This is a genomic window from Rhodococcus sp. 14-2470-1b, from assembly GCF_002259415.1.
In the GTDB taxonomy this organism is placed as follows: Bacteria; Actinomycetota; Actinomycetes; order Mycobacteriales; family Mycobacteriaceae; genus Rhodococcoides.
Genome location: NZ_NPFY01000028.1, coordinates 125276 through 150195 on the forward strand (window position 1 = coordinate 125276; position 24920 = coordinate 150195).

Annotated in this window: 25 protein-coding genes; 22 read left to right on the forward strand and 3 right to left on the reverse strand. The window is 64.7% G+C overall.

Going from position 1 to position 24920, the window contains the following annotated elements:
* Positions 1-95 precede the first annotated feature (95 nt).
* The 11 genes from CH293_RS20700 to holA all read left to right on the forward strand — a co-directional run bounded on the left by CH293_RS20700 (position 96) and on the right by holA (position 10714).
* Positions 96-1364, forward strand: a complete 1269-nt coding sequence (locus tag CH293_RS20700; protein ID WP_037110314.1) for a glutamate-5-semialdehyde dehydrogenase — start codon at positions 96-98, stop codon at positions 1362-1364.
* A gap of 50 nt (positions 1365-1414) precedes the next feature.
* Entirely contained in the window at positions 1415-2302 is an 888-nt protein-coding gene (locus CH293_RS20705) for a MoxR family ATPase (protein WP_037110362.1), read from the forward strand.
* 1 nt (position 2303) lies between these two features.
* Positions 2304-3719: a VWA domain-containing protein gene (locus CH293_RS20710; protein WP_037110316.1), complete on the forward strand. Its 1416-nt coding sequence runs from the start codon at positions 2304-2306 to the stop codon at positions 3717-3719.
* 24 nt (positions 3720-3743) lie between these two features.
* A complete protein-coding gene (gene nadD, locus CH293_RS20715; protein ID WP_255032893.1) occupies positions 3744-4472 on the forward strand; it encodes a nicotinate-nucleotide adenylyltransferase in 729 nt (242 codons plus the stop codon).
* Positions 4473-4883 (forward strand): ribosome silencing factor, encoded by a 411-nt coding sequence (rsfS, locus tag CH293_RS20720; protein WP_019664697.1) that lies wholly within the window; start codon positions 4473-4475, stop codon positions 4881-4883.
* 3 nt (positions 4884-4886) lie between these two features.
* Positions 4887-5552, forward strand: a complete 666-nt coding sequence (locus tag CH293_RS20725; RefSeq protein WP_037110320.1) for a histidine phosphatase family protein — start codon at positions 4887-4889, stop codon at positions 5550-5552.
* Complete coding sequence (gene octT, locus CH293_RS20730) at positions 5518-6282, forward strand: diglucosylglycerate octanoyltransferase (protein WP_170945305.1); 765 nt, start codon at positions 5518-5520, stop codon at positions 6280-6282. The genes CH293_RS20725 and octT overlap by 35 nt, the downstream gene beginning before the upstream one ends.
* Positions 6279-7136, forward strand: coding sequence for a DegV family protein (locus CH293_RS20735; protein ID WP_037110324.1), 858 nt, complete (start codon positions 6279-6281; stop codon positions 7134-7136). Before octT ends, CH293_RS20735 begins: the two co-directional genes overlap by 4 nt.
* 120 nt (positions 7137-7256) lie before the next feature.
* On the forward strand, positions 7257-8138 hold the full coding sequence (locus CH293_RS20740; protein ID WP_037110325.1) for a helix-hairpin-helix domain-containing protein: 882 nt from the start codon (positions 7257-7259) through the stop codon (positions 8136-8138).
* Positions 8135-9673, forward strand: coding sequence for a ComEC/Rec2 family competence protein (locus tag CH293_RS20745; protein ID WP_094721363.1), 1539 nt, complete (start codon positions 8135-8137; stop codon positions 9671-9673). The genes CH293_RS20740 and CH293_RS20745 overlap by 4 nt, the downstream gene beginning before the upstream one ends.
* 66 nt (positions 9674-9739) lie before the next feature.
* Positions 9740-10714, forward strand: coding sequence for a DNA polymerase III subunit delta (gene holA / locus CH293_RS20750; RefSeq protein WP_037110327.1), 975 nt, complete (start codon positions 9740-9742; stop codon positions 10712-10714).
* A 65-nt stretch (positions 10715-10779) separates the two neighbouring features.
* On the opposite strand, the gene rpsT is transcribed toward holA, so the two are convergent.
* Positions 10780-11040, reverse strand: a complete 261-nt coding sequence (rpsT, locus tag CH293_RS20755) for a 30S ribosomal protein S20 (protein WP_019664690.1) — start codon at positions 11038-11040, stop codon at positions 10780-10782.
* 366 nt (positions 11041-11406) lie between these two features.
* Here rpsT and CH293_RS20760 point away from each other — a divergent pair, with 366 nt between their 5' ends.
* From CH293_RS20760 to CH293_RS20770, 3 genes are read left to right on the forward strand one after another with little or no spacing between them, the layout of a single operon-like run.
* The gene (locus CH293_RS20760; RefSeq protein WP_255122947.1) at positions 11407-12945 is read left to right on the forward strand and encodes a circularly permuted type 2 ATP-grasp protein; all 1539 of its coding nucleotides are present in this window, start codon (positions 11407-11409) and stop codon (positions 12943-12945) included.
* Positions 12946-13920 (forward strand): alpha-E domain-containing protein, encoded by a 975-nt coding sequence (locus CH293_RS20765; protein ID WP_037110330.1) that lies wholly within the window; start codon positions 12946-12948, stop codon positions 13918-13920.
* An 8-nt stretch (positions 13921-13928) separates the two neighbouring features.
* Positions 13929-14759: a transglutaminase family protein gene (locus CH293_RS20770; protein WP_019664687.1), complete on the forward strand. Its 831-nt coding sequence runs from the start codon at positions 13929-13931 to the stop codon at positions 14757-14759.
* 25 nt (positions 14760-14784) lie between these two features.
* Here CH293_RS20770 and CH293_RS20775 read toward each other — a convergent pair whose 3' ends face one another.
* Entirely contained in the window at positions 14785-15348 is a 564-nt protein-coding gene (locus CH293_RS20775) for a type II toxin-antitoxin system PemK/MazF family toxin (protein ID WP_094721364.1), read from the reverse strand.
* Between the two features lie 172 nt (positions 15349-15520).
* Here CH293_RS20775 and lepA point away from each other — a divergent pair, with 172 nt between their 5' ends.
* A complete protein-coding gene (gene lepA / locus CH293_RS20780; RefSeq protein ID WP_020111642.1) occupies positions 15521-17362 on the forward strand; it encodes a translation elongation factor 4 in 1842 nt (613 codons plus the stop codon).
* 22 nt (positions 17363-17384) lie between these two features.
* Positions 17385-18389: a nitronate monooxygenase family protein gene (locus CH293_RS20785; protein WP_094721366.1), complete on the forward strand. Its 1005-nt coding sequence runs from the start codon at positions 17385-17387 to the stop codon at positions 18387-18389.
* 14 nt (positions 18390-18403) lie between these two features.
* Here the strand turns inward: CH293_RS20785 and CH293_RS20790 are convergent, their stop codons facing one another.
* Positions 18404-20446 carry a glycoside hydrolase family 15 protein gene (locus CH293_RS20790; RefSeq protein WP_037107409.1) on the reverse strand — a complete coding sequence of 681 codons (2043 nt, stop codon included), beginning with the start codon at positions 20444-20446 and terminating at the stop codon, positions 18404-18406.
* An 84-nt stretch (positions 20447-20530) separates the two neighbouring features.
* On the opposite strand from CH293_RS20790, the gene CH293_RS20795 reads away from it, so the two are divergent.
* The 6 genes from CH293_RS20795 to CH293_RS20815 all read left to right on the forward strand — a co-directional run bounded on the left by CH293_RS20795 (position 20531) and on the right by CH293_RS20815 (position 24912).
* Complete coding sequence (locus CH293_RS20795) at positions 20531-20749, forward strand: hypothetical protein (RefSeq protein ID WP_241483682.1); 219 nt, start codon at positions 20531-20533, stop codon at positions 20747-20749.
* A gap of 134 nt (positions 20750-20883) precedes the next feature.
* Entirely contained in the window at positions 20884-20985 is a 102-nt protein-coding gene (locus CH293_RS28815; RefSeq protein ID WP_342585472.1) for an Ms4533A family Cys-rich leader peptide, read from the forward strand.
* Between the two features lie 201 nt (positions 20986-21186).
* Positions 21187-22209, forward strand: coding sequence for a sulfate ABC transporter substrate-binding protein (locus tag CH293_RS20800; RefSeq protein WP_037107411.1), 1023 nt, complete (start codon positions 21187-21189; stop codon positions 22207-22209).
* 5 nt (positions 22210-22214) lie between these two features.
* Entirely contained in the window at positions 22215-23039 is an 825-nt protein-coding gene (gene cysT / locus CH293_RS20805; protein WP_052059197.1) for a sulfate ABC transporter permease subunit CysT, read from the forward strand.
* Complete coding sequence (gene cysW, locus CH293_RS20810; RefSeq protein WP_094721367.1) at positions 23036-23836, forward strand: sulfate ABC transporter permease subunit CysW; 801 nt, start codon at positions 23036-23038, stop codon at positions 23834-23836. The genes cysT and cysW overlap by 4 nt, the downstream gene beginning before the upstream one ends.
* Positions 23836-24912 (forward strand): sulfate/molybdate ABC transporter ATP-binding protein, encoded by a 1077-nt coding sequence (locus tag CH293_RS20815; protein ID WP_037107416.1) that lies wholly within the window; start codon positions 23836-23838, stop codon positions 24910-24912. Before cysW ends, CH293_RS20815 begins: the two co-directional genes overlap by 1 nt.
* The last annotated feature ends 8 nt before the right edge of the window (positions 24913-24920 follow it).

The following is a 24920-nucleotide window of genomic DNA, read 5'->3' on the forward strand; positions in this document are numbered from 1 at the left end:
GTGGCAACCGACGCGGCAGCGTCGTCATTCCCGACTCGGCTGCGCCGACTCACCGACTGCAGGAACGTCGGTGTCGGACGGTTAGTGTGTAGTGCATGACTGCAGCACCCGCCCACGAAGAGGTGGACGAGCGTGAACTCGTTCATGCCGCGGCCGAGCGAGCGAGGGTCGCCTCGCGCGCCCTGGCGCTCCTGACCACCGCCGAGAAGGATGCTGCGCTGCACGCAGCTGCAGATGGGGTGCTTGCCGCAGCTCCACAGGTCATCGACGCCAACACTGCGGATGTCGACGCTGCGCGAGCCGCAGGCACGGACGAGGGTCTTCTCGACCGCCTGCGGTTGACCGAAGCTCGGATCGACGGAATCGCCGCAGGTCTGCGCCAGGTCGCCGGACTGCCGGACCCGGTCGGGGAGGTCATTCGAGGGTCGACGTTGCCGAACGGCCTGGAAATCCGCCAGCAACGCGTTCCTCTCGGCGTGGTGGGGATGGTCTACGAGGCGCGTCCCAACGTGACGGTCGATGCTTTCGGTCTCGCGTTCAAGTCCGGCAACGCTGCACTGCTGCGAGGATCGTCCTCCGCGGCGCGTTCCAACGCCGCCCTCGTCGAAGCCATCCAGGGCTCACTCGCAGCCGGCGGGTTACCCATCGACGCCGTCCAACTTCTGCGTAGCTTCGACCGCTCGACGGTCACGCACCTGATCCAAGCCCGCGGACTCGTCGACGTCGTCATCCCGCGCGGTGGAGCCGGGCTGATCTCGGCAGTCGTTCGTGATGCAACGGTGCCCACCATCGAGACCGGTGTCGGCAACTGCCATATCTACGTGCATTCGGCTGCGGATCTCGACACCGCGGAGAAGATCGTTCTCAATTCCAAGACCCGACGCGTGAGTGTGTGCAACGCGGCGGAAACCATTCTGGTGGACGGTTCGATCGCGGACGTCGCGGTTCCGCGGTTGCTGCAGGCATTTCAGACTCACAGTGTCGTCGTGCACGGCGACCTACCCGGATTGGTGCCCGCGACGGAGAAGGACTGGTCGGAGGAGTACTTGTCTCTCGACGTCGCGCTGAAGGTCGTCGACGGTATCGACGCAGCGATCTCGCACATCGACACCTACGGCACCGGGCACACCGAGGCCATCGTCACCGCCGACCTCGGCGCCGCTCGGGAATTCACGACGCGAGTCGACGCTGCCGCGGTCATGGTCAATGCGTCGACCGCCTTCACCGACGGAGAGCAGTTCGGCTTCGGCGCCGAGATCGGCATCTCCACCCAGAAGTTGCACGCCCGAGGCCCGATGGGTCTTCCGGAGCTCACGTCGACCAAGTGGATCGTCTGGGGCGAGGGTCACACCCGCCCGGTCTGATCGTGCCGGGTGTGACCGAGGTCCTGAAGCAGAACCCGAGAGGATTGACTGTGGATCGAGCATTACCGACGACACCGCCCCTGTTCGCGAGTGTCGACGACGTCGTGGCCAAGCTCGCCGAGACCGGGTATCTCGCGAACAAGGCCACGGCTACGTCGGTGTTCCTCGCGGACCGGCTCGGCAAGCCGCTGCTCATCGAAGGACCGGCAGGAGTGGGGAAGACCGAGCTCGCGCGAGCTGTCGCACAGACGGCCGATGCGGAACTGGTGCGACTGCAGTGTTACGAAGGCGTCGACGAGGCCCGTGCACTGTACGAGTGGAACCACGCCAAGCAGATCCTGCGCATCCAATCCAGCACCGTCGGCTCGAGCAGCTGGGACGAGACCAAGCTGGATGTGTTCTCCGAGGAATTCTTGCTGGCTCGTCCGCTGCTCCAAGCCATCCGCCGCGAGGATCCGACGGTTCTGCTGATCGACGAGACGGACAAGGCCGATGTCGAGATCGAGGGTCTGCTTCTCGAGGTGCTCAGTGACTTCGCCGTCACCATCCCCGAGCTCGGCACCATCACCGCGGTGCGACGGCCGTTCACGGTCCTCACGTCCAATGCGACCCGCGAGCTGTCCGAGGCCCTGAAACGGCGTTGCCTGTTCCTGCATCTCGATTTCCCGGACGCCGACCTCGAACGCAAGATCCTCGCGAGCCGAGTCCCCGAGCTCCCTGAGGCCATCGCCGAGCAACTGGTGCGCGTCGTGCGTGTCATGCGGGCGATGCAGCTCAAGAAGTTGCCGTCGGTCGCGGAGACCATCGACTGGGGACGCACCCTTCTCGCGCTCGGGATGGACACACTCGACGACGACGCAGTCCGTGCCACGCTCGGGGTCGTGCTCAAGCACCAATCCGATCAGGACAAGGCCGCGGCCGAGCTCCGGTTGAACTGACATGCTTGCACCGCACGGTCTTCCCGGTCACCTCGTCGATTTCGTCGAGGCATTGCGGAAGCGCGGGATAGCCGTCGGACCGTCGGAGACCGTGGACGCGGGGCACGTTCTGGCGGTTCTGGATCTGCTCGATCGCGAAGCCCTCCGTGAAGGCCTTGCCTGCGCGCTGTTGCGTCGGCCCACGCATCGTGACACCTACGACGCGTTGTTCGACCTGTGGTTCCCCGCGGCCACCGGGCAACGGGACTCCGGACGAATCGACACTGCTCTTCCGCGTACCCCCGACGGGGACGTCGACTTCGTCGCACTTCGCGAACTCATCACCGACCTGCTCGTCGACGGCAGCGAGGACGCGATCGGCCTGACCGAGATGCTCGCTGCGCAGATGGTCGAGGAACTCGGCCAGTACAAATCGGCGAACGGACCGTCCTTCTCGGCATACCAGGCCCTCCGAGACGTCGCACCCGACACGTTGCTCAGCCGAATACTCGAAGGCCTACTCGGAAACGCGGAAACCGGATCGAACAGGCCAGCGGGATCGTACGAGGACGAGGTCGCCAAGCGCACAGCCGCTCAGCGAATCGCCGACCTGAAGAAAATGGTGGACAAGGAGACTCGGCGTCGCGCTGCCGAGCGCCTCGGCAAGGAACGCGTCGCGAGCTACGGCGTCCCCAAGCTCGCCGAGGAAGTCGACTTCCTCCGAGCGTCGGACACCGAGATGGTCGCCCTGAAGCGAAGCGTCGCCCCGCTGGCGCGGCTGCTGGCGAGTCGCCTCGCGGCGCGAAGGCAGCGCAGCACGCGTGGCTCGATCGATCTCCGGCGGACGCTGAGAAAATCCATGTCCACCGGTGGTGTACCGATCGACCTCGTGCAGCGAAAGCCCAGGCGTGCGCGGCCCGAGCTGGTGGTGCTGTGCGACGTTTCCGGTTCCGTCGCAGGCTTCAGTCACTTCACGTTGTTGCTCGTCCACGCGTTGCGGGAGCAGTTCTCGCGGGTACGGGTGTTCGCGTTCATCGACTCGACGGACGAGGTGACTCGATTCTTCGACACCGGAAGCGACCTGGGTGCAGCCATGTCGCGGATCATGCGCGAATCCGAGCTGATCACCTACGACGGTCACTCCGATTACGGCAACGCGTTCGAGACTTTCGACGACAAGTACGCGCACACCGTCACCTCACGGACCTCGGTGTTGGTCCTGGGCGACGGCCGCACCAACTATCGGGATCCCAAACTCGGGGCTCTGGCGCGAACGGTTGCCGTTGCCAAGCACGCGTACTGGCTCAACCCCGAGCCGAAGGGGCAGTGGGGGTCCGGAGACTCCGCGGCAGGGGTGTACAGCGAGGTGATCGGCATGTACGAGTGCCGATCGGCGCAGCAACTGAGTGACATCGTCTCGCGACTCCTTCCCGTCTGAGCACGGCAAGTAAGCTCGTCAATCGTGCACCGACAACCCGACGTAGTTCGCAGGCTGGGCGTGATGGGCGGAACGTTCGATCCCATCCACCACGGCCACCTCGTGGCAGCGAGCGAGGTAGCCAACAGTTTCGGCCTCGACGAAGTCATCTTCGTCCCGACGGGTACGCCGTGGCAGAAGGAAGGCAAGGCCGTCAGCCCGGCCGAGGATCGTTATCTCATGACGGTCATCGCGACTGCGTCGAATCCGCGCTTCTCGGTCAGTCGAGTCGATGTGGACCGCGAGAAACTTACCTACACGGTCGACACGCTTCGTGATCTACGCGAGCAGCACCCGAGTGCCGAGTTGTACTTCATCACCGGTGCCGATGCCCTGGAAAGCATCCTCACCTGGCAGAACTGGGAAGAGCTGTTCGAGCTCGCCAAGTTCGTCGGAGTATCGAGGCCGGGCTTCGAACTGGGCGTCGAGCACCTGGCGGATCATCTCCAAGACCTGCCGAAGGACGCCTTGACGCTGATAGAGATACCGGCACTCGCGATCAGCTCCACCGAATGCAGACTGCGCGCAAGCGAGAATCGCCCGGTCTGGTACCTCGTACCGGACGGCGTGGTCCAGTACATCTCCAAGCGAAACCTCTACCGACCGCAAGGCGAACAGCGCCTCGACGGCTCTGTCACCATGTCGGAGCCTGCCCCTCAGAAGACACAAGCCGGTTCGACACACTCGAGTTCCACACAACGGGAGACAAGTTAAGTGACTGCTACAGACCAGGCCACCTCGATCGCACGCATCGCGGCACTCGCGGCCGACGACAAGCTGGCGAGCGACGTCGTGGTTCTCGACGTCTCGGAGCAGTTGGTCATCACCGACTGCTTCGTCATCGCCTCGGCGCCCAACGAGCGCCAGGTCAACGCGATCGTCGAGAACATCGAGGACAAGCTTCGCGAAGAAGGCTTCAAGCCCGTCCGTAAAGAGGGGACCAGGGAAGGTCGATGGGCCTTACTGGACTACGTCGATGTCGTCGTGCACGTGCAGCACAACGACGAGCGGAACTTCTACGCCCTCGAGCGGCTCTGGAAGGACTGCCCCAGCATCGAGGTCCCCGGACTCGGCGAGCGTCCCGAGACGTCCGAGACAGCAGGCGACGACGGTTCGGATTCCTGAGCAGTGACCGAACCGACGAAACGGCAGCTGATCCTACTGCGCCACGGTCAGACCGAGTACAACGCAGGCGACCGGATGCAGGGACAGCTGGATACCGACCTCACCGAACTCGGACGATCCCAGGCCAAGACCGCGGCCGCGGAACTCGCGACCCGCTCACCGCTCCGCATCGTGTCCTCGGACCTGCGACGGGCGTACGACACGGCGGTCGCTCTCGGTGACGCGTCGGGCGTCGTCGTCGTCACGGATCAGCGACTCCGGGAGACGCACCTCGGCGAATGGCAGGGCCTGACCCACCTCGACGTCGACGCCGTCGCACCCGGGGCACGTGCGGCGTGGCGCGCCGACGCGACGATGGCACCGCCCGGAGGCGAAAGCAGGATCGACGTCGCGCGCCGCAGCCTGCCCGTCGTGCAGGAACTCGTCGCAGATCTGCCGGAGTGGGGATCCGACGGGTCGAGTGCGCCCGTCGTCCTCGTCGCGCACGGCGGTCAGATCGCAGCCATGACCGCGGCGTTACTGGATCTGCCGGTCGACCGGTGGCCGGTCCTCGGCGGACTGTCCAACACGAGTTGGGTGCAGTTGAGCAGCCACGGAGAGGGCGAGAATCTCGGCTGGCGCCTCGACGTGTGGAATGCGTCGGCGCGGGTGGCCAGTGACGTCCTCTGATGCTCCCGCACCCGTTCTGTTGGTGCTGGCGGACTCGCTGAGCTACTACGGGCCCGAGGGCGGACTGCCCGTCGACGATCCTCGCATCTGGCCCAATATCGTTGCCGCCGAGCTGGGTTGGACAGTAGAGTTGGTTGCCCGGATCGGCTGGACCAGTCGAGACGCGTGGTGGGCACTCACTCAGGACCCACGGGTGTGGGCCGCGATCCCCAAGGCGGGCGCCGTCGTGTTCGGTGTCGGTGGAATGGACTCGCTGCCTTCGCCGATGCCGACCGCCCTCCGTGAGCAGATTCGGTACATTCGCCCGCCCGCGCTCCGCCGAATCGTTCGTACCGGATACCAGTGGGCGCAGCCGCGACTCGCGCACCTCGGCTGGCCGGTGGCTCTGCCGCCCAAGCTCAGCGTCGACTATCTGGAACAGTCGCGTGCCGCGCTGGCCTACGTCCGCCCGGATCTGCCGGTCGTCGGGACGCTTCCTTCGGTGCACCGCTCCGACGCCTACGGTCGGGTTCACTCCGGTCGACCGGCGGCGGAAAAGGCTCTGCGGCAGTGGAGTTCGACCACAGGTGTCCCGCTCGTGGATCTTGCCACCGCCGTACGGGAGAACATCGACTCCGGACAGGCGAACCCGGATGGAATCCACTGGGGCTGGGACGCCCACGTTCAGGTCGCCGACGCCATGCTCACCGTGCTGAGATCGGTTGCGCCCGATCGGAGCGCACCGGCGTGACAGTCGTCGTGGTAACCGACTCGTCGGCATGCATCGGCCCCGAACGCGGCGGTTCGGCAATCGCAGTGGCGCCGCTTCATGTCTTCGTCGACGGCGTCGACCTGAGAGAGGGCGTCGACACCATCCCCGAGGACTTCGCTGCGAAAGGTCCGGTGACGACGGCCGGAGCGTCGCCGTCCGAGCTGACCGACCTCTACTCCGATGCCCTCGATCGCAGTGGCGGTGACGGGGTTGTGGCCGTGCATATCTCGCGAGGACTGTCGAGCACCTGGGAGGCTGCTCGTCAGGCTGCAGCAGCCGTCGGGGATCGAGTTCGTGTGGTCGATTCGGCCTCCGCCGGCATGGGTCTCGGTTATGCGGTGCTCGCCGCGGCGCGCTCGGCAGCGAACGGTGACGGTCTCGACGACGTGTACGACACCGCGGCGTCGATGACGGCGAGAACGAGCAGCTTCATCGTCGTCGATCGTCTCGACCACCTTCGTCGCGGCGGCAGAATCGGCGCTGCCGCAGCACTGCTCGGTACCGCGCTTGCGATGAAACCAGTGCTGCACCTCACCGACGGAAAGCTGGTACTAGGCGAGAAAGCGCGCACCTCGACGAAAGCGCTGAACAAGCTCGTCGACGCTGCCTCGAGAGTGGCCGAGGGCGCCGCCGACTCGGGTGACGACGACTCTAGTGACGACGACCTCGCCATGACGGTGCACCACATGCTCTGCCCGGACCGTGCCGACACGGTGGTGTCCATGCTGCGCGAGCGCATCGCGCACCCGATCGACATCGATGTGGTGCCCTTCGGCGCTGTCCTCGGAGCGCACGTCGGGCCCGGCGCGGTCGGGGTCGTCGTCGCGCAGTAGCCGTCGTCGGACCACCGCGGGGGTGCGGGTTGTCCACAGGCGCTGGGTTGTCCACAGGGCAATTCACGACCTGGGTTTCGCGGCGCGGTGGGGTCGGCGGCCTCGCTACCGTCACCTCCCATGTCATCGCCGCGGGCTCGGCCCATCTCTCGGGAGGCCGTTCGAGTCGATCGCGCAACCGATGACCACGAGTACGCCGACGACTCCGACAGCGCGGTACGGGACGGACCGGAGCGGCTCGGGTTCGACGACGGTCACGACTCCGCTCTGTCCGCGTATCTTCCGGAGCGGTGGCGCGGAGCTCGCATGGATCCCGGTCGCACCGGACTCCTCGGACTGTGCGGCGTCGGTCTGATCGTCCTGCTCGTCGCGGGCTACGCGATGCTGCGAGACTCACCGCAGGTGGCACCGGTACCGGCCCTGCCCGTCGTGCAACCGGTGTCGGACTCGCAGTCGACACCGAGTGCGACGGAGCCATCGGTGCCGGAGCCCCCGTCGCGGATCGTGGTCAGCGTGGTCGGCCTCGTCGTCTCGTCGGGGTTGGTGAACCTGCCGCCAGGCGCCCGTGTAGCGGACGCGATCGCTGCGGCCGGCGGCGTCCTGGAGGGTGCGGACATGTTGGCGCTCAACCTCGCTGCCAAGGTGAGTGACGGTGACCAGATCATCGTCGGAGTTCTCCCGCCGGAAGGTAGGCCGGTAGTCAGTGGCACCGTACGAGATTCGGCTGCGTCATCCGGGCCCGGTTCTGCCAACGGCCCTGATTCCGTTGACCAGCCCGGTTCCGCCGAGGACTCAGCGACCGGGTCCACGGCACTGGTGAACCTCAACACCGCGACGGTCGCCGAGCTCGACGCCCTCGACGGCGTGGGGCCGGTGACTGCGGCCAACATCGTCGCCTGGCGGGAGGTCAACGGAAAGTTCGGCGACATAGGGCAATTGGCGGAGGTCGACGGTATCGGTCCGGTGCGCCTGGAGAAACTCAGACCTCAGGTGACGGTATGACCGAACCGCCGATCCGTGCACACGATGTGCGCCTGGTTCCGGCGGCAGCGGCGGGATGGGGTGCGACGATCGTCGGAGTTCTCGGCGGATCGGTACTCGCTGCCGCGGTCGCGGTGATATCGGGTGTCGTGGTCGTCGTTGTTCTACGATGCCGGGCTCGGCTCGGCGCGGCAGCGTTCGGGCTCGTCGCGATGTCCGTCGTGTCGTGCTGTTACGCAGGCGCGTCGGCCGTGCACGCCTCGATGTTCGAGTCCAGTCCGGTAACCGCAGCCGCGAAGGACCGTGCGTGGATCAGCGCCGCTGTGTCCGTCGTAGAGGATCCCCGACGGACACGCTCGCCCGGACCCTCGATGGTGACCATCGCGGTGGAGCTCCGACGAATCGACCTCGCGGGCACACCGATCGAATTGGGTGGCCGCCTCACTGTGCTCGCACCCTCCGACGGATGGGACCATCTGGTGCCCGGCCAACAGGTTCTGGTGAGAGGTCGGTTGGCGGAACCGACCTGGCGCAACCTGACGCTCGCGGTCGTCCGCGTGAACGGACCACCCCTGCACGTCCAGCCACCGGGAACCGTCGCCCGCGCGGCGTCGACCGTCAGGACATCGCTGTCGTCCGCCGCCGCAGAGGCTCTCCCAGCCGATCGCGCAGGTGTGCTTCCCGGACTCGTGGTGGGCGACGTGTCCGGCCTGCCGGAAGACGTCGAAACCGACTTTCGCGCAGCGGGTCTGACTCATCTGACCGCGGTGTCGGGTGCGAACTTCGCGATCGTGCTCGGTGCGGTTCTCCTGCTCACCCGCTCGGCGGCGCTCGGTCCCAGGACCACGGTGCTGATCGGCGCGATGGCTGTCGTCGCGTTCGTCGTCGTGGCGAGACCGTCACCGAGTGTGCTGCGTGCGGCCGTCATGGGCGCGGTCGGCCTGCTCGCTCTCGTGACAGGCAGACGCAGGCAAGCTGTCCCCGCATTGTGTACGTCTGTCCTCGGATTGCTGGTGTGGTTGCCTCAGCTCTCCGTCGACGTCGGTTTCGCGCTGTCGGTTGCCGCGACCGCGGGACTGGTCGTGGTGGCTCCGGTGTGGGTGGATTGGCTGCGCAGCCACGGCTGGGGTCGCAGCGCCGCGGAGATCGTTGCGGTCGCGTCGGCGGCTCATGCGGTGACCGCACCGATCGTCGCGGGCATGTCCGGAACCCTGTCGGTGGTGGGAATCGCCGCGAACATGGCCGTCGCACCCGTCGTGGCGCCGATCACCGTCGTCGGTGTGGTCGCTGCTGCCGTGGCACCGTGGGCGTCGGGGCCGGCGTCCCTCGTGTTGAGACTCACCGACGCTCCGCTGTGGTGGTTGATCCTGGTTGCCGAGCGCGCGGGATCCGTCCCGGGTGCGAGTATCGGAACTCCCGGCGGCGCAGCAGGTGTGGTGATCGTCGTGGCCGTGACGGCTGCGATCGTCTGCGCTCTGAGGGTTCGATTCCTGCGGTGGATGATCGGGGGAGCGGGGGCAGCGGCCACGGTTCTGTGGATCGTCTGGTCGGTGTGAAGACCGAATCCGCGTCGCGGCAGGTGGCGGTGAACTACGTCGGACCCACATGGCACGATCGTCGGTGTGAATGCGAACAGTCCGGTGGAACCTCTGCATCTCGTTCTCGGTGACGAGGAACTGCTCATGGACCGGGCAGTGGCATCGATCGTCTCGTCGGTCAAGAAGGCCGCCCCCGAGGGCGACGATGTTCCCGTCACCAAACTGCGGGCAGGCGACGCAAGTGGACCGGAACTTGCCGAACTTCTCAGCCCGTCGCTGTTCGCCGAGGACCGCGTGGTCGTACTCGAAGCAGCAGCCGAGGCAGGTAAGGACGCCGTCGCGTTGGTTCTGGACGCGGCGGCCGATCCGCCCGAGGGGGCCGTGTTGGTGATCATGCACTCCGGCGGTGGCAGGGCCAAGGCAATGGTCGGATCGCTGCAGAAATCCGGTGCCGTCACGCACGAGTGCGCAAAGTTGACGAAGGCGTCGGAGAGGTCGGATTTCGTCAAACGTGAGTTCGGCACGGCCCAGGTGCGAGTGAACCAGGACGTCGTGGAGGCGGTCGTGGAGGCGGTCGGTTCCGATCTTCGTGAACTTGCTGCCGCCTGCTCGCAGCTCATTGCGGATACCGCGGGCAAGGTCGACGTCGACGCGGTCCGACGGTATTACTCGGGCAAAGCTGAAGTATCCGGATTCGACGTTGCGGAGAAAGCCGTCGGGGGAGACGTGCCCGGCGCTCTCGAAGCGTTGCGGTGGGCCATGCATCGGGGCGTGCCGCATGTTCTGCTGGCCGACGCACTGGCCGATGCAGTTCGCACTATCGCACTCGTGGGTTCGGCAGGCCGAGGTGACCCGTTCAAGATGGCGGGAGAACTGGGGATGCCGCCGTGGAAAATCAAGAAAGCACAAGCACAGGCCCGCGGCTGGACCGGTGCGTCGATCGGGGAGGCTTTGCAGGTGGTGTCGAAGCTCAACGCCGACGTCAAGGGCCAGGCCGCCGACGCGGATTATGCAGTGGAGAGCGCAGTGTCGGTGGTGGCGACGCTCAGTGCACGGTAGGCATCACGGGAACGCGAAAGAACCCGCTCGGTGACGACCGAGCGGGTTCTTTCGACGAAAAAGAATCAGAGCTTGTTGACTGCCAGAGCCAGAGCCGACTTCTTGTTGGCTGCCTGGTTCTTGTGGATGACACCCTTGCTGGCTGCCTTGTCCAGCTGGCGACCTGCGCTGACGAGGATGGCGGAAGCCTTGTCCTTGTCGCCCTCGGCCTCAGCGGCGCGGAAGGAGCGAATGATCGTCCGCAGCGAGGACTTCACCGACTGGTTGCGCAGGCGGTTGCGCTCGTTGGTGAGAATCCGCTTCTTCTGGGACTTGATGTTGGCCACGCGTAAAATCCTTCTGTCTTCGTCGGTATTCCGGTCAGGGCGGTCCATGCTGGAATGCCCGAAGTCTGCTGCCAAGCCATGAAGCCCAGCGCCGAAGATCGAGAATACCAGCACCGTCGGCAGAACCCAATTCGGCCTGTACGTACACAGGGTAAGTGTTGTGCGTTTCCAGAAATTAACGCGTCCGGCGCGCTTATCTCCTGCCTCTGTAGCAACATTGCCGAGATGAGCCCGCGATCTGCAGCCACAGCCCAAGACAAGGCCAAGCCAAGCAAATCCAAGTCGGCAGCTCGCGAGAAACCCGAAGTGGACGGCGTGTTCGGCGGCTATTCCGATGTCGGAAAGTACGGTCTGGCCTTCGACGAGATGTTCGACCCGGACGGCAAGACCCGGACTCCCTACAAGGGCATTCACACCGCACTCGAGCCGTCGAGTTCAGCGGACCTCGACGCGCGCTCGGATGCACTCGGCCGCGCCTTCGTCGACCAGGGCATCACGTTCTCCCTCTCGGGACAGGAACGCCCGTTTCCTCTGGATCAAGTTCCGCGCGTCATCGCCGCAGGCGAGTGGTCGCGCCTCGAGCGTGGCATCAAGCAGCGCGTCCGGGCGCTGGAGATGTTTCTGGCCGACATCTACGGAGACCAAGAAATTCTGCGCGACGGCGTCGTGCCGAAACGTCTGGTCACGTCGTGTGAGCACTTCCACCGTGAAGCAGTGGGCATCGTCCCGCCCAACGGCGTGCGTATCCACGTCGCAGGCATCGACCTGATTCGCGATGCCCAGGGCACGTTCCGTGTGCTGGAGGACAACCTGAGGTCGCCCTCCGGCGTGTCCTACGTCATGGAGAATCGCCGCACCATGGCGAGAGTGTTCCCCGATCTTTTCGCCACACACCGGGTACGCGCTGTCGGTGATTATGCGTCGCACCTGCTCCGGGCGCTACGCGCGTCCGCGGCCCTCAACGAAGCCGACCCGACGGTGGTCGTCCTCACACCGGGTGTCGCGAACTCCGCGTACTTCGAACACTCCCTGCTCGCTCGTCTCATGGGTGTCGAACTGGTCGAGGGCCGCGACCTGTTCTGCCGCGACAACGTCGTCTACATGCGTACGACCGAGGGCGAACGCCAGGTCGACGTCATCTACCGCCGCATCGACGACGATTACCTGGACCCCATGCAGTTCCGTCCGGACTCGGTCCTCGGCGTCGCCGGGTTGGTCAACGCCGCTCGCGCAGGCAACGTCGTCATCTCGAGTGCCGTCGGCAACGGAGTCGGCGACGACAAACTGGTCTACACGTACGTTCCGACGATCATCGACTACTACCTGGGCGAGAAGCCGCTCCTCGCGAACGTCGACACGTTCCGGTGCTGGCTCGACGACGAGTGCGAGGAAGTGCTCGACCGAGTGGACGAACTGGTCATCAAGCCGGTCGAAGGATCAGGCGGTTACGGCATCGTCTTCGGTCCCGACGCGTCGCCCAAGGAACTGTCGACGATCAGCAAGAAGATCCGAGCCGATCCCCGTGGCTGGATCGCGCAGCCCGTCGTTCAGCTGTCCACGGTTCCGACGAAGATCGGCGGCCGGCTCGTGCCTCGCCACGTCGACCTGCGGCCATTCGCAGTCAACGACGGCGACGACGTCTGGGTGTTGCCGGGCGGGCTGACCCGAGTCGCGCTTCCCGAAGGCTCGCTCGTGGTCAACTCGAGCCAGGGCGGTGGAAGCAAGGACACCTGGGTTCTGGCAACTCGAACGTCGCAGGAAGAGCAGGAACTAGCGGGTGAGGAGATCGTCAGCGAGCCGCCCGAGGCTCCACGGGCCGAACAGGGCCCGGAATTGACCATGGACCAGCAGCAGCAGCAGCAGCAACAACAGCAGCAACAGCTTTCGAACGGTGGTGGATGCTAGATGCTCGCGCGTAACGCAGAGTCGCTTTACTGGATCGGGCGGTACGTGGAGCGGGCCGACGACACGGCTCGAATCCTGGACGTCACGGTCCATCAGCTCCTCGAGGACGCGACGGTCGATCCCGATCACATCTCTCGTGTCCTGCTCCGCGTTCTCGGGTTCCAGCACGAACCCGACGTGTCCCTGGACGTGTGGTCGCTGACCGAGGTGGTCGCGTTCAGTCGGGAGGGACGTGGATCGATCGTCGATTCCCTGTCGGGTGCCCGTGAGAACGCTCGTGGTGCACGGGAAGTCACGTCCACCGAGATGTGGGAGTGCCTCAACACCACCTACAACGGCTTGGGAGACCGCATCCGGGCGTCGAAGCGCACCGGACCGCACGAGTTCTTCAGTTACATCGAGGAGCGGGCGGCGATGTTCGCCGGACTCGCCGATTCCACGCTGAGTCACGACGACGGATATCGCTTCCTCATTCTCGGTCGTTCGGTGGAACGCGTCGACATGGTGGTGCGTCTGCTGCTCTCGCGTGCGGGTGACCGGCCGTCGTCGCCGGCATGGGTGACCGTGCTCCGTGCGGCGGGCGCGCACGACACCTACCTCCGCACGTACCGCGGCGCGCTCGATGCGCAGCGAGTGCTCGAATTCATGCTGTTGGACCGGCTGTTCCCACGTTCGGTGTTCTATGCGTTGAGTGAGGCGGAACGCTCGTTGGATCAACTCGATCATCAGCCCAACAGCCGCGTCGGCGCGCGAGCCGAGGCTCAGCGACTACTCGGCCGCGCCCGCAGCGAGCTCGAATTTCTGCGACCCGGAGCACTGTTGGACGATCTGCAGGACAGGTTGCTGGCGCTGCAGGAGACGTGCCGAGAACTGGGAGACGCGATTTCCAAGCAGTATTTCCATGCGGCGCCCTGGGTCGCGTGGACCGATGCGGGTTCGGGAACGTACGAGGATCAATTGGAAGGTGAACTGTGAGCTGGCGTATGCGCGTTGTCCACACCACGGGCTATCAATACGACGCTCCGGTGACGTCGTCCTACAACGAGGCGCGCCTGACACCGCGAAGTGACAACCGGCAGAACGTCATCCTGAACCGAGTCGAGACCAATCCGGTGACCAGGAGTTACCGGTACACCGACTACTGGGGTACGGCGGTAACGGCCTTCGATCTTCACGCACCGCACACGGAACTGGAAGTGACGGGGTCGTCCGTCGTCGAAACCGATCCGTTCTTGGCTCCGGAGGAGAACGCGTCGTGGGAGGAGCTTGCCAGCGAACCAGTGATCGATCGGTTCAACGAGGTCCTCGACAACACCGTCTACGTTCCCAAGAACCGCCAGCTGGCAGCGATCGCGAAAAAGCTCTCCAAAGGCCTGCCGCCTCAAGAGTCGGTCGTGGAGATCGCGAACTGGGTGAACCAGGAGATGTCCTACGTTCCGGGAACCACGGGCGTGCACACCTCGGCAGTCGAGGCCTGGTCCGAGAAGAAGGGCGTCTGCCAGGATTACGCACACCTGACGCTGCTCCTGCTGCGTAGCCTCGGGATTCCCAGCCGCTACGTCTCGGGCTATCTGCACCCGAAGAAGGACGCCGTCATCGGTGCGTCGGTCGAAGGGCAGTCTCACGCCTGGATCGAAGCGTGGACCGGAGCCTGGTGGGGATACGACCCCACCAATGCCATCGCCGTCAACGAGCAGCATGTCTCGGTCGGTCTCGGCCGTGACTACGCAGACGTGCCACCCCTGAAAGGCATCTTCTCGGGTGGTGGATCCACCGCTCTCGATGTCGTGGTGGAAATCACAAGGCTGGCGTAGGCGGGCGCGTCGCCCGCATGCGATTTCAGGACCAGCTGTAGTCCTTACGCAGACGGGCGGCGACCGCGTCGAACTTTCCCTTGGCCAGGATGGCGCCCTCGCGCCGGATGCCGCTCTCCGGCACGTCGAGAACACGGTCGAGCCTGATCCAACTCGGCCGACCTTCCGCATCCCACGACCCTGCCCCGATCGACACCCAGTCGGGGTCGCCCTCGCGCTTGTCCTGACTGGACAGCATCAACCCGAGAAGGGTCTGTCCGTCCCGGCCGACGACGAGCACCGGTCGATCCTTGCCCTGACTTGCATCTTCCTCGTACGTGACCCACGTCCACACGATCTCACCGGGATCGGCCTTGCCGTCGAGGTCAGGGGAGTATTCGACCCGACGGGCGCGGTGGGCCGTCGGAACGGTCTTCGACGCCACCGGGCGACCCGGCGTGGGGGCGGGTGCCGACGACGAGTTGCCGGCAATCGCGTCCTTGCCCTTCTGCAGGGCGCCGGAGTTCTGCAACTGGCGAAACAGTCTCGGCCCCTCCCGAAGCGCAATTTTCCCGAGTTGCTTGCCCAATTTGCTCCAGTTGCCCGCCATGGGCGTCGAGTTTAGCGACCCGGCCCGCGTAACCCGTCGACCCAGGACATGGGGCGGGCGGGAGTGGAGCCTGCGGAATGACCGTGGTGGGACGGGCGGGAGTGGAGCCTGCGGAATGACCCTGTGGGACGATAGTCAGGTTCTCTCTTGCAAGCGCCAGCAAAGGATACGAGTGCCCAGCTTCGCCGATACGACGTTCACCGATCCCGCCCGGATCAGGAACTTTTGCATCATCGCCCACATCGACCACGGCAAGTCGACGCTGGCTGACCGGATGCTGCAGCTCACGGGCGTCGTCGATGATCGGTCGATGCGAGCTCAGTACCTCGACCGCATGGACATCGAGCGTGAACGAGGCATCACCATCAAGGCGCAGAACGTGCGCCTGCCGTGGGTCGTCGACGGTGAAGAGTTCGTTCTCCACCTGATCGACACGCCTGGACACGTCGACTTCACGTACGAGGTTTCTCGTGCGCTCGAGGCGTGTGAGGGTGCTGTTCTGCTCGTCGACGCAGCGCAGGGTATCGAGGCTCAGACGCTCGCGAACCTGTATTTGGCGCTCGACAAAGAGCTGACGATCATTCCTGTGCTCAACAAGATCGACTTGCCGGCGGCCGATCCGGATCGCTACGCCGCGGAGATCGCTCACATCATCGGCTGTGAGCCGGACGACGTCCTGCGAGTGTCCGGCAAGACGGGCGTCGGCGTCGAGGAGTTGCTGAACGAGGTCGTCAAGCAGGTACCTGCTCCCGTCGGTGACGCGGACGGCCCGGCCCGCGCGATGATCTTCGACTCCGTCTACGACACGTACCGCGGCGTCGTGACCTACGTTCGTGTCGTCGACGGTGCGTTGAATCCGCGCGAGAAGGTCACGATGATGTCGACGGGCTCGACACACGAACTTCTCGAGGTCGGCATCGTGTCGCCGGACCCGAAGGCAACCAAGGGCCTGGGCGTCGGCGAGGTGGGGTACCTCATCACGGGCGTCAAGGACGTGCGTCAGTCGAAGGTCGGTGACACCGTCACCACCGCACGCAAGGGTGCGACGGAACCTTTGACCGGATACCGCGAGCCACGGCCGATGGTCTACTCCGGTCTGTACCCCCTCGACGGGTCCGACTACCCGGACCTGCGTGATGCGCTCGAGAAGCTGCAGCTCAACGACGCAGCATTGACCTACGAGCCCGAGACGTCCGTGGCGCTCGGCTTCGGTTTCCGCTGCGGCTTCCTGGGCTTGCTGCACATGGAGATCACCCGCGAGCGTCTCGAACGCGAGTTCAACCTGGACCTGATCTCCACTTCGCCCAACGTGGTGTACCGCGTGGAGATGGAGGACGGTGCCGAGCACATCGTCACCAACCCGTCGTACTGGCCTGAGGGCAAGACGCGCGACGTGTTCGAGCCGATGGTCAAGTGCACCATCATCTCCCCGAGTGAGTTCATCGGCTCGATCATGGAACTGTGCCAGGGGAGGCGTGGCGAGCTGGGAGGTATGGACTATCTGTCCGAGACCCGAGTCGAGCTCCGCTACACCATTCCGATGGCCGAGATCATCTTCGACTTCTTCGACATCCTCAAATCCCGCACCCGCGGTTACGCCAGCCTGGATTACGAGGAAGTCGGCGAGCAAAGCGCTGCGCTCGTGAAGGTCGACATCCTGTTGCAGGGCGAGGCCGTCGATGCGTTCTCCGCGATCGTGCACAAGGATGCCGCAGCCGCGTACGGCAACAAGATGACAACCAAGCTCAAAGAGCTGATTCCTCGTCAGCAGTTCGAGGTGCCCATCCAGGCTGCCATCGGATCCAGAATCATTGCCCGCGAGAACATTCGAGCGATCCGCAAGGACGTTCTCGCGAAGTGCTACGGCGGTGACATCAGCCGTAAGCGCAAGCTGCTCGAGAAGCAGAAGGAAGGCAAGAAGCGCATGAAGACGATCGGTCGCGTCGACGTGCCGCAGGAAGCATTCGTCGCTGCACTGTCCTCGGAGTCGTCGGCGGACAAGCCCAAGAAATAGCAGCGGAGTAGTTTCATGGAGTGTGACGACGAGACTCCTGAACGAACTGACCATTCCGATCATCAGTGCGCCGATGGCAGGCGGACCGTCCACTCCTGAGCTCGCTGCCGCGGTCTCGCGAGCCGGTGGTCTCGGCATGCTGGCCGGTGCATTACTCGACCTGGACGCTTTCGGGGCGAAGGTGGATTCGCTGCGAGAGGTCCGGTTCGGCGTCAACCTGTTCCTTCCCGACGACCCTTCCGGTGCTGATGTCGACGCGTACGCCGATCGCATCGCTCCATGGCTGGAGAAGTACGACGCGCCCCGGGGTGAACTGACCAGGCGCGACGACTACTACCCGGAAAAGTTCCGCTGGCTCGTACAGAACCCGGTCCCGCTCGTATCGAGCACGTTCGGGACATTCGATGCCGCGGAAGTCGCCGCGCTGCACGATGTCGGAACCGAAGTGTGGTGCACGGTGACCTCCGTCAGCGAAGCAGAGGAAGCCGAGGCCAGCGGTGTCGACGCACTGATCGTCCAAGGTCCGGAGGCCGGTGGACACCGCGGAAGCTTCGACGGCTCGGCTCCCGAGGAACCGTTGGCGGAACTGCTCGAGGCGGTGCGGCGGGCGTCCGCTCTGCCTCGTATCGCTGCGGGCGGCCTGATGGACGGCAACGACGTTGCACCGGTGTTGAAATCCGGAGCGGCGCACGCTGCGCAGCTGGGCACGGCGTTTCTGAACACGGCCGAGGCGGGAACCCGCCCGGTCCACCGCGAGCAGCTGACCGCCACCGAGGAGACCGCGGTGACACGTGCATTCTCGGGACGCCCCGCGCGCGGAATCGTCAACGAATTCATGCGCGATCACTCCGGTGATGCTCCGCTCGCGTACCCGGACCTGCATTACCTGACCGCTCCGATGCGCGCGAAGGCCGGAGCAGCAGGGGACCCGTCGGCGCTGTCGATGTGGGCCGGAACCGGTCACCGACGCGCACGCGCGGCGTCGGCAACCGACTTGATGGCGGAATGGGCGACCCAGTTGCAGTGAGTCGGCCACTCACGTCAGTTGGTGTGGGCCGGCTGGAAGTGACCGGCGGCCTGCGCTTCCTCCGCTCGGATCACGTGTACGACTGCGTTGATCAGCGCCAAGTGGGTGAATGCCTGCGGGAAGTTACCGAGGTGCCGTCCCGACCTGGCGTCGATCTCTTCCGCGTAGAGCTTGAGCGGGCTGGCGTATCCCAGCAGTCGTTCGCACAGGTGCTTCGCGCGGGCGAGTTCGCCGATCTCGACGAGCGCGGACACCAGCCAGAACGAGCAGATGGTGAACGTTCCTTCCTCGCCCTCCAGCCCGTCGTCGGTGGTGTCCACCATGTAGCGCAGGACCAGACCGTCGACGGTCAGCTCGTCGGCGATTGCCAGGACCGTTGCACGGACCCGATGGTCGTCGGCGGGGAGGAAGCGTAGCAACGGCACCAGAAGTAGTGACGCGTCCAGTGATTCGTGTCCGTACCGCTGCGTCAGAACACCGCGGTCGTCGACACCGTGTTCGAGAATGTCGGCCTTGATCTCGTCGGCGATCTCGTTCCACTGGTCCGCGTAGTCGGTCTCGCCGTGGATGGACGCGAGTTTCGCGCCCCGATCGAGCGCGACCCAGCACATGACCTTCGACGAGGTGAAGTGCTGCGGCTCGCCGCGCACCTCCCAGATGCCGCGGTCCGGCTTCCGCCAATTCGCGATCGCTTCCTCGACCTGACGCTTGAGCAGCGGCCACAGGGACTCCGGAACGTGCTCGCGTGACTTGACGTGCAGGTACACCGAATCCAGCATGGTGCCCCAGATGTCGTGCTGTTCCTGGTTGTACGCGCCATTACCGATCCGCACCGGCTTGGCGCCGTCGTACCCGGACAGGTGTGGCAGTTCGGTTTCCTCCAGCGTCTTCTCGCCGCCGATGCCGTACATCACCTGCAGTGGATTGGCTTTGCCGTCCTCGGTCATCGACACGTCGGACATGAACGAGAAGAAATCGTTCGCCTCACGGTCGAGTCCGAGGGTGTAGAGGCCCCACAGGGCGAACGTCGAATCGCGCACCCACGCATATCGGTAATCCCAGTTACGTTCTCCTCCAGGAGTTTCCGGCAACGATGTCGTCGACGCCGCCAGCAGGGCGCCGGTGGGTGCGTAGGTCAAGCCTTTCAACGCAAGCGCACTGCGCTGCAAGTATCCGCGCCACGGGTGATCGGGGAAACGACCGATGGTGATCCACTGGCGCCAGCACTCGGACGTGCGCCACATCTTGTCTGCCGCTTCCTCGAATGTCTGCGGTGCTGGCAGATCCGACCAGGACAGGGCCACGAAGATGTTGTCACCCTCGGTCATTCGCGTGCGTGCGCGGGCCTCGCGACCTTCGATACCGATTCGGAGGTTGGTGGTGAGCTTCAGCGTGGGTTGGTCACCGACCGAGCTGGCCTCGCACGTCGCCGTCGCCTCCTCGTACACCTTTCCCGTGTACTCCCAGCGGGCGGGCGCGCGGTGGTAGTCGAACGCCGGTTCGCAACTCATCTCGAGTTCGACGGTGCCGCTGACACACTTGACGGTCCGCAGCAGAATATGTTCCGCATCCCAGTCCGACGGGGCCCGCTTGTGCGTTCGCGAGCGCTGATCGGTGTTGTGCCACGGCCCCATCACCAGCGCGTCACGGACGACGAGCCAGCCCGTCTCGGTCTGCCACGTGGTCTCGACGATCAGTCCGCCGGGAAGGTAGCGGCGCGCAGCGGGAACCGATTGGCCGTAGGGGCCGACGCGGAAGTGTCCTGCGCTCCGATCGAGGACGGCACCGAAGATGCTGGGGGAGTCCGGACGAGGAACGCACATCCACTCGACGGAGCCGTTCCGGGCGATCAGGCACGTTGTCTCGCAGTCGGAGAGAAACGCGTAATCGTCGATCGGAGGAAACGCGCTTCGGCCGGTGGTGATGGTCGACACCGGCGCTTCGGTACTCGACAACACTCCCTGCGGGTCATGGCCGTCGCCGTCGGGAGAGCCTGGTCGGGGAATCGAATCGTCGGGCACGGGCACCACGGTGGAACGTTCGTCGAAGGCCGTCATCGCTCAATCATCGACGCCACCGGTGCCCGGCGTCCACCGGTGGCGATTTTCGGCGTGGCGCACGTGCCCTCTAGGCTGAGGTTCGTGCATGCAGTGGCAACGTGGTGGGACGGGATCGAGCTGTGGATCACCGGGCTGCCTTTCGTGCCGCAGTCGCTCGTCGTCCTGCTCGTTCTGGTTCCGGCCGCGCTGGGATTGGCTCGGGTGTTCGATCGAGTTCTGGCTGTTGTTCTTCATGCCCTCGGACGTGACGCGCGTGCCGAGAAAGATGCGTCCGAGTCGCCCGTCGCGGAAGGTCATTGATGCCGAAGTCGAGGGTCACGCTGGCCCTGATCGCACTGCTCGTACTCGTCGTTCTGGCATGGTTTCTGACCAGGTGATCGGACGCGTGCCCGCGCAATTAGAGTCCGCCGGGTTCCTCTGCTAGATTTCTGTCCGTGTCTGCCGCTGCCGAGTACCAGGTCCGCCATGAATTGGCGTTGATCGCGGTCGGCATGCTTGCAGTCGCGGATATCGACTGTTGTCGATCCGCGTCCTGATTCGGCCGCCTGCCCAGTCCGTACTGCCCCGCGCCTGAGAAGCGTGCGCTGCGCCGTGCGGGGTTCTCGCCCGCGTGCCCGAAGGACGCTTCACCGTGCTACCCGGCGGGCATGACTCGAGCAGGTATGTGCGGTCCTCGGTTGCTCCACGGATTCCGTCAACGACATATCAGATTCACATTCGATGAAAGGCACTTCTCGATGAGGCTCAACTCTCGATACCTGCTCACCACCTTCGCTGCTGTGGGGACCCTGGTCCTCGCTGCGTGCGGCGGTGGGTCGAGCGATACCGTCGGGGCCGACGGTGGGTCGAGCAGCGGTTCGACACTGACTCTCGTCGGGTACGCGGTCCCGAAGAATGGGTGGGATGCCATCGGGCCTGCATTCGAGGCCACCGAGGACGGCAGGGATACCGCCATCAACGCCGATTACGGTGCCTCGGGTAATCAGTCTCGCAAGGTCGCCGACGGCGCGCCGGCGGACATCGTGAACTTCTCCGTCGAGCCGGACATCACGCGTCTCGTGAAGGCGGGCAAAGTCGACGAGGGCTGGAACGAGAACGCCTACGGCGGTGTGCCTTTCGGTTCGGTGGTGACCTTGGTGGTGCGCGAGGGCAACCCCAAGAACATTCAGACCTGGGACGATCTGCTGAAGCCCGACGTTCAGGTGATCAGCCCGAGCCCCCTCAGCTCCGGTTCCGCCAAGTGGAACCTTCTGGCTCCCTACGCAGCCAAGAGCAACGGCGGCCAGGACAAGCAGGCCGGACTCGACTACGTCCAGCAGCTCGTGTCCGGGCACTTCCCGGTGCAGCCGGAATCGGGCCGCGCCGCAACGGAGGCGTTCCTGCAGGGGCAGGGTGATGTCCTGTTGAGCTACGAGAACGAAGCGCTGCTGATCGAGGAGCAGGGACAGCCCGTCGAGCACATCGACGTGGCCGACACCTTCCGAATCGACAACCCGGTAGCGGTCGTCAACACGAGTTCGCAGCTGGAGAAGGCAAACGCACTCAACGACTTCATCTACACCGACGAAGGCCAGCGCATCTGGGCCGAGTCCGGCTTCCGTCCGACCAACCCGGAAATCGCCGCAGAATTCTCCGACAAGTTCTTCACCCCGCAGAACCTGCGCACGATCGACGATCTCGGTGGGTGGGACGTCGTCGATTCCGAGCTCTTCGGTGATACCGGTGCAATCACGACGATCTACAAAGACAGCACCAAATAGCTGACATGTCGCAACGTAAGGGAAGAAAGTTTCGAGGTCCCGGGTCCGTCGGGCCGTTCGGCCTCGGCGTCGCGGTGCTGTGGCTCAGCATCATCGTGCTCCTGCCGCTCGCTGCGCTCACCGTCAAATCGTTCGACGACGGCCTCGCCGGCTTCTGGGACGCGGTCACCGAACCTCGAGCGATCGCGACGTTCAAGGTCACGTTGGAGGTCTCGGCGGCGGCCGCCGTCATCAACCTGGTGTTCGGCACGCTCATCGCGTGGGTTCTCGTTCGTGACGAGTTTCCGGGCAAGCGCTTCGTGAACGCGCTGATCGACCTTCCGTTCGCGCTGCCGACCATCGTGGCCAGCCTGGTGCTGCTGTCTCTGTACGGCCCGGCGAGCCCGGTAGGCTTGGTGTTCAACGCCACCAAGCCCGCGGTGGTCGTCGCGTTGCTGTTCGTTACCCTTCCGTTCGTCGTGCGAGCAGTTCAGCCCGTCCTGATCGAGCTCGACCGCGAGGTCGAGGAAGCCGCGGCCTCGCTGGGGGCGAACAACTGGACGATCTTTCGGTCGATCATCCTTCCGGTCCTTCTTCCATCGATTCTCAGTGGAACCGGACTCGCCTTCGCTCGCGCGATCGGCGAGTTCGGATCCGTCGTGCTGATCGGTGGCAACATTCCCGGGGATACCCAGATCGCGTCGCAGTACATCCGTGAACTGATCGAGTACGACCAACCCGTCGATGCGGCAGCTATCTCCGTCGTGTTGCTGGCGCTGGCGTTCATCGTGCTGTTCGTTCTGCGTGTGGTGGGTAATCGGCTCGCGCGCCGAGAGGAGCAGATTCGATGAAGATCGGACTACCGGTCAAACTGTCCCTGCGGTCGATAGCGTTGCTGTATCTAGCTGCGCTCGTCCTGTTTCCGCTCGGCGCCATTCTGTACCGCACCTTCGAGAACGGGTTTCTCGAGTTCTGGGGGCTGATCACCACGCCTGCGGCGCAGTCCGCACTGCAACTGTCGCTGCTGATCGTCACCATCGTCGTACCGATCAACGTGGTATTCGGTGTCATCACCGCCTTGGCGCTGGTCCGAGGACGGTTCCGCGGCAAGGGGATCGTCGAAGCCGTCGTCGACCTGCCGTTCGCGGTCTCTCCGATCGTCACCGGCGTCGCGTTGATTCTGTTGTGGGGTGCCAACGGTTGGTTCGGTGGGATCGAAAGCCTCGGCTTCAAGATCATCTTCGCGCTGCCCGGAATGATCATCGCGACGATCTTCGTGACGCTTCCGTTCGTCGTGCGCGAGGTCGAACCCGTTCTCTACGAGATCGGTGAGGAACAGGAAGAGGCCGCCTCGACGCTGGGAGCGTCGTCGTTGCAGACCTTCTGGCGCATCACCTTGCCCGCTATCCGCTGGGGACTGACGTACGGGATCGTGCTGACCGTCGCTCGATCTCTCGGTGAGTTCGGTGCGGTCATCATGGTCTCGACCAACCTTCCCGGCGTCTCGCAGACCCTGACCCTCCTGGTCAATTCGCGATACGAGGACTTCAATCAGCAGGGCGCGTACGCGGCATCGACGCTCCTCATGGCCATCGCCGTCATCGTGCTGCTTCTGATGACAGCCCTCGACAAGAAGAGGACGAAGTAATGACCGCACAGAAGTCGGACGAGATCGAGATCTCCGTCGTCGGCGCCAACAAGAACTACGGCGACTTCGCAGCTCTCGACAATGTCAGCATCGACATACCCAAGGGTTCGTTGACCGCGCTGCTCGGACCGAGTGGTTCGGGTAAATCGACGCTCCTGAGATCGATTGCCGGTCTGGAACAGCTGGACTCCGGGCAAGTGATTCTGGCCGGCCAGGACGTGACGTGGATCAGCCCTCAGAAGCGCGAGATCGGTTTCGTGTTCCAGCATTACGCCGCGTTCAAACATCTCAGCGTCCGCGACAACGTCGCGTTCGGTCTGAAGATCCGGAAGCGCCCCAAGGAGGAGATCAAACGCAAAGTCGACGACCTGCTCGAGATCGTCGGACTGTCGGGTTTCCAGACTCGGTTCCCTGCACAGTTGTCCGGAGGACAGCGTCAGCGAATGGCGTTGGCGCGTGCCCTCGCGGTCGACCCTCAGGTCCTGCTTCTCGACGAGCCCTTCGGTGCTCTCGACGCCAAGGTCCGTGAAGATCTGCGCACGTGGCTGCGGCGGCTGCACGACGAGGTGCACGTGACCACTGTCCTCGTCACACACGATCAGGAAGAGGCGCTCGACGTCGCGGACCGGATCGCCGTGCTCAACAAGGGACGCATCGAACAAGTGGGTTCGCCCGAGGATCTCTACGACCGTCCCGGCAACGATTTCGTCATGTCGTTCCTCGGACAGGTAGCCAAGCTCAACGGCCAACTCGTTCGCCCGCACGACATCCGCGTGGGACGGGACCCGTCGTTGGCTCTCGCTCAGGAGACCGGCACCGCCGAATCCGCGGGCGTGACACGCGCGGTCGTCCAGCGTGTCGTCCACTTGGGATTCGAGGTGAAGGTCGAGCTCGAGAACGCAGCCACCGGCGAACTGTTCGCTGCGCAGATCACCCGCGGTGACAGCGAGGCGCTCCAGCTCAGCCCCGGAGAGACCGTGTACGTCAGAGCGACGAGGATTCCGGAGATCGCCCCGACGGGAAATGCAGTCCAGACGGATCCGCTGGAGAGCGCCACTAGCAACCAGCAGCGGTGATGTTCGGT